General features: G+C 75.8%; 5 protein-coding genes. 4 read left to right on the top strand and 1 reads right to left on the bottom strand.

The window, feature by feature from the left end:
• Window positions 1–2: 2 nt before the first annotated feature.
• Window positions 3–1,007 (bottom strand): DUF2332 domain-containing protein, encoded by a 1,005-nt coding sequence (locus tag ACIWVC_RS30255; protein ID WP_396454873.1) that lies wholly within the window; start codon window positions 1,005–1,007, stop codon window positions 3–5.
• Between the two features lie 79 nt (window positions 1,008–1,086).
• On the opposite strand from ACIWVC_RS30255, the gene aroC reads away from it, so the two are divergent.
• The 4 genes from aroC to ACIWVC_RS30235 all read left to right on the top strand — a co-directional run.
• Entirely contained in the window at window positions 1,087–2,265 is a 1,179-nt protein-coding gene (gene aroC / locus ACIWVC_RS30250; protein ID WP_396448242.1) for a chorismate synthase, read from the top strand.
• A gap of 8 nt (window positions 2,266–2,273) precedes the next feature.
• Window positions 2,274–2,780 carry a shikimate kinase gene (locus tag ACIWVC_RS30245; protein ID WP_396454872.1) on the top strand — a complete coding sequence of 169 codons (507 nt, stop codon included), beginning with the start codon at window positions 2,274–2,276 and terminating at the stop codon, window positions 2,778–2,780.
• Window positions 2,777–3,850, top strand: coding sequence for a 3-dehydroquinate synthase (gene aroB, locus ACIWVC_RS30240; protein ID WP_396448240.1), 1,074 nt, complete (start codon window positions 2,777–2,779; stop codon window positions 3,848–3,850). The genes ACIWVC_RS30245 and aroB overlap by 4 nt, the downstream gene beginning before the upstream one ends.
• Before the next feature lie 19 nt (window positions 3,851–3,869).
• A partial coding sequence (locus ACIWVC_RS30235) for a type II 3-dehydroquinate dehydratase (RefSeq protein WP_396454871.1) occupies window positions 3,870–4,251 on the top strand: 382 nt, incomplete at its 3' end.

Here is a 4,251-nt window from a genome sequence, read left to right as displayed (position 1 = left end):
CGTCAGAGCCACGTCGTCGGGAGGCCGTGCGCCGGGGCCTCGCCGAGGACCGCGCGCTCGCCGCCCGGCCACAGCCGCAGCGTCACCACCTGGACGGCGTCGAGGCGGGAGGCGTCGCGCCCCTCGAACGACAGGTGGGCGAGCGGCGCCGCCGCGGTGGCCGCCGCGCCCGCCTCCTCGATGCCGCGGTCGACGCGCGCGGCCTCGTCCCGCGACAGGTACGCGCGCATCGTCGAGTGCCACACGACCGTGGCGACGCCCTCGCGCGGCGCGAGCCCGTCCAGGAAGTCGGCCGCGCCCATCCGCACGACCTCCGCCGGGACCCGCGCCGCCACCTCGAACGCCGCCCGCAGCCGCGCGACCCGCTCCGCCTGGTCGGGCCACACGTACGACAGCAGCCGCCGCTGCGCGTCCGGGGAGGACGCGTCCAGCGGGTTCGGGTCGCAGCCGCGCCGCTCGGCGACGGCCAGCGGCGCGCCCACCGGCGGCAGGCCCCGCCACGCGTCCGCCAGGACGACCGGGGACTCGGGCCCGTACGCGCCGCCCTCGTACAGGAACCGGAAGTGGTCGGCCCGCAGGTTCAGGCCCGCGCTCGCGCCGATCTCCAGCAGCCGGACCGGCAGCCCGGCCGCCTCGGCGACCGTGAGCAGGCCGCCGACCAGCGGCGCCGCCCGGCCGACCTCGTTCGTCTGCGGCGGTTCGGCGAGCCCCTCGCGTATCTCCGCCGCGTGCCCGGCGAGCACGTCCCGGAAGGCGGGCCAGGCCCGCAGCGGATCCTCCGTCCCGCCCGCGGTCGGGTAGTGCGCGGCCAGCTCCGGCGCCCGCCCCTCCAGGACGATGCGGTGCACCGTGCCGAGCATGCCCAGGATGTGGCGCGTGCCGGTGCGGTCTCCCAGCACGCCGGCGACCGCGTCCGGCTCGTCCGCCGCCCGGAGGAGCAGCTCCGCGTACATCGGCGACCCCAGCTCGGCCGACGCCCGCGCCTGCGCGAGCAGCGCCCTTCTCATCCCCCCACCTCCGCCGACGAGCCTCTCAGATGCTGGACGCCGTCACGGGCGGGCGCGCGGAGTCAATAGGATCGTCGTCATGCTGCGCTGGTTGACCGCGGGGGAGTCCCACGGCCCGGCCCTCACCGCGATCGTGGAGGGGCTGCCGGCCGGTGTGCGCGTGACCTCGGGGGACATCGCCGAGGAACTGCGCCGCCGGCGGCTCGGGCACGGGCGGGGCGCCCGGATGAAGTTCGAGCAGGACGAGGTGCGGATCCTCGGCGGCGTCCGGCACGGGGCGACGCTCGGCGGGCCGGTCGCGATCGAGATCGGCAACACCGAGTGGCCGAAGTGGGAGACGGTCATGGCGGCCGACCCGGTCGACGCCGGCGTCCTCGCCGCCCAGGCGCGCAACGCGCCGCTGTCGCAGCCGCGCCCCGGCCACGCCGACCTCGCGGGCATGCAGAAGTACGGGTTCGACGACGCGCGCCCCGTCCTGGAGCGGGCCAGCGCCCGGGAGACCGCCGCGCGGGTCGCGCTCGGGACCGTCGCCAAGGCGTTCCTCAAGCAGGCCCTCGGCGTGGACGTCCTCAGCCACGTGATCGCGCTCGGCGAGGTCGCGGCGCCCGACGGCGTCCTGCCCGGGCCCGGCGACCTCGCGCGGGTCGACCAGAGCCCCGTCCGCTGCTTCGACGCCGCGGCGTCGGCGGCGATGGTCGCGCACATCGACGAGACGAAGAAGGCGGGCGACACCCTCGGCGGCGTCGTGGAGGTCCTCGCCTACGGGCTCCCGCCCGGCCTCGGCAGCCACGTCCACTGGGACCGGCGGCTCGACTCGCGGCTCGCCGGCGCCCTGATGGGCATCCAGGCGATCAAGGGCGTCGAGCTCGGCGACGGGTTCACCACCGCCCGGCGGCCCGGGTCGCGGGCGCACGACGAGATCGACGGCACGCCCGAGGGGGTGCGCCGCCGGACGAACCGGGCCGGCGGCGTCGAGGGCGGCATGACGACCGGCGAGGTGCTGCGGGTGCGCGCCGCGATGAAGCCGATCTCGACCGTCCCGCGGCGGCTCGACACCATCGACGTCAAGACCGGCGAACCCGCCAAGGCGATCAACCAGCGCAGCGACGTCACCGCCGTCCCGGCCGCCGGGGTCGTCGCCGAGGCGATGGCGGCGCTCGTCCTCGCCGACGCCGCGGTGGAGAAGTTCGGCGGCGACTCCGCCGAGGAGACGGCGCGCAACCTGCGCGGCTACCTGTCCGCACTGACGATCAAGTGAGCGGGAGCATGCGACCGAAGGCAGTCATCATCGGGCCGCCCGGCTCGGGCAAGACCACGATCGGCGGCGCGCTCGCCGAACGCCTCGGCGTCGCGCTGCGCGACACCGACGCCGACGTGGAGGCCGCCGCGGGCAAGCCGATCGGCGAGATCTTCATCGACGACGGGGAGGACCGCTTCCGCGAGCTGGAGCGCGCCGCCGTCGCGGCCGCCCTCGCCGAGCACGAGGGCGTCGTCTCGCTGGGCGGCGGCGCGATCCTCGCCGCGGAGACCCAGGAGCTGCTCGCCGGGCACACGGTCGTCTACCTGAGGGTCGGCCTGCCCGAGGCGATCAAGCGGGTCGGGCTCAACTCCGCGCGGCCGCTGCTGGTCCTGAACCCGCGCAGCCAGATGCGCAAGCTGCTGGAGGAGCGCCTGCCCATCTACGAGCGGCTCGGCACCGTCGGCGTCGACACCGACGGCCGCGACCCCGCCGACATCGTCGAGGAGATCGTCAAGGCCCTGGAGGCGGCGTGACGTCGGCCCGGGTGCACGTCGGCGGCGCCGACCCGTACGACGTCGTCATCGGGACGGGCGTCCTCGGCGAGCTGCCCGCCATGGTCGGCGACCGCGCCCGCGCCGTCGCCGTCGTCCACGCCGAGGGCCTCCCCGGGATCGCCCGGCCGGTGTGCGGCGCGCTCGAGCGGGCCGGGTACACCGTCCACGCGCTGCCCGTCCCGGACGGCGAGGCCGCCAAGGAGGTCGGCGTCCTCGCCGGGCTCTGGTCGTCCTTCGCCCGCGCCGGGATGACCCGCACCGACGCCGTCGTCGGCGTCGGCGGCGGCGCCACCACCGACCTCGCCGGGTTCGCCGCGGCGTCGTGGCTGCGCGGCGTCCGCTCGGTCCTCGTCCCGACGACGCTGCTCGGCATGGTGGACGCGGCGGTCGGCGGCAAGACCGGCATCAACGTCCCCGAGGGCAAGAACCTCGTCGGCGCGTTCCATCCGCCCGCCGGCGTCCTGTGCGACCTGGCGACGCTGATGACGATGCCGCACGAGGACTACGTCAGCGGCCTCGCCGAGATCATCAAGGCCGGCTTCATCTCCGACCCGGAGATCCTCCGCCTGGTCGAGGACGACCCGAAGGGCGCCGCGTCCCCCGACGGCCCGCACACCCGCGAGCTGGTGGAAAGAGCGGTCCGGGTCAAGGCCGAGGTGGTGTCGGCCGACCTGAGGGAGAGCGGCCTCCGCGAGATCCTCAACTACGGCCACACCCTCGCCCACGCCATCGAGAAGGCCGAGGAGTACCGGTTCCGGCACGGCCACGCCGTCGCGATCGGCATGGTGTACGCCGCCGAGCTGTCCCGGCTCGCCGGCCGGCTGCCGGACGGCGTCGTCCAGCGGCACCGCGACATCCTCGCCTCGGTCGGCCTGCCCGTCTCCTACGCCGCCGACTGGCCCGGCCTGCGCGCCGCGATGACCATCGACAAGAAGTCGCGCGGCACGACGCTCCGCTTCGTCGTCCTGGACGGCATCGCGTCGCCGGGCCGCCTCGAAGGGCCGGACGAGGCGCTGCTCACCGCCGCCTACCGGGCGGTCGGCCGATGACCGCGGAGAGGAGGGTCCCGTGACCCGCGTGCTCGTCCTGAACGGCCCCAACCTGCGGCGCCTCGGCGTCCGCGAGCCCGACAAGTACGGCACGACCAGCTTCGACGACCTCGCCGCACTCTGCCGCGACACCGGCCGCCGCCTCGACCTGAGCGTGGAGGTCCGGCAGACCGACGACGAGGCCGAGATGGTGCGCTGGGTGCACGAGGCCGCCGACGAGCGCGTCCCCATCGTGCTGAACCCGGCCGCCTTCACCCACTACTCCTACAGCCTCCGCGACGCCCTGGCGCAGCGCACCGCCCCGCTCATCGAGGTCCACATCACCAACCCCGCGGCCCGCGAGGAGTTCCGCCACACCTCCGTCGTCGCCGGCGTCGCCACCGGCACCATCGCCGGGTTCG

This window comes from Actinomadura sp. (genome assembly GCF_044508335.1).
Taxonomy (GTDB): Bacteria; Actinomycetota; Actinomycetes; order Streptosporangiales; family Streptosporangiaceae; genus Spirillospora.
The sequence above is the reverse complement of the archived record's forward strand: the minus strand, read 5'-3'. Positions and strand labels throughout refer to the sequence as shown.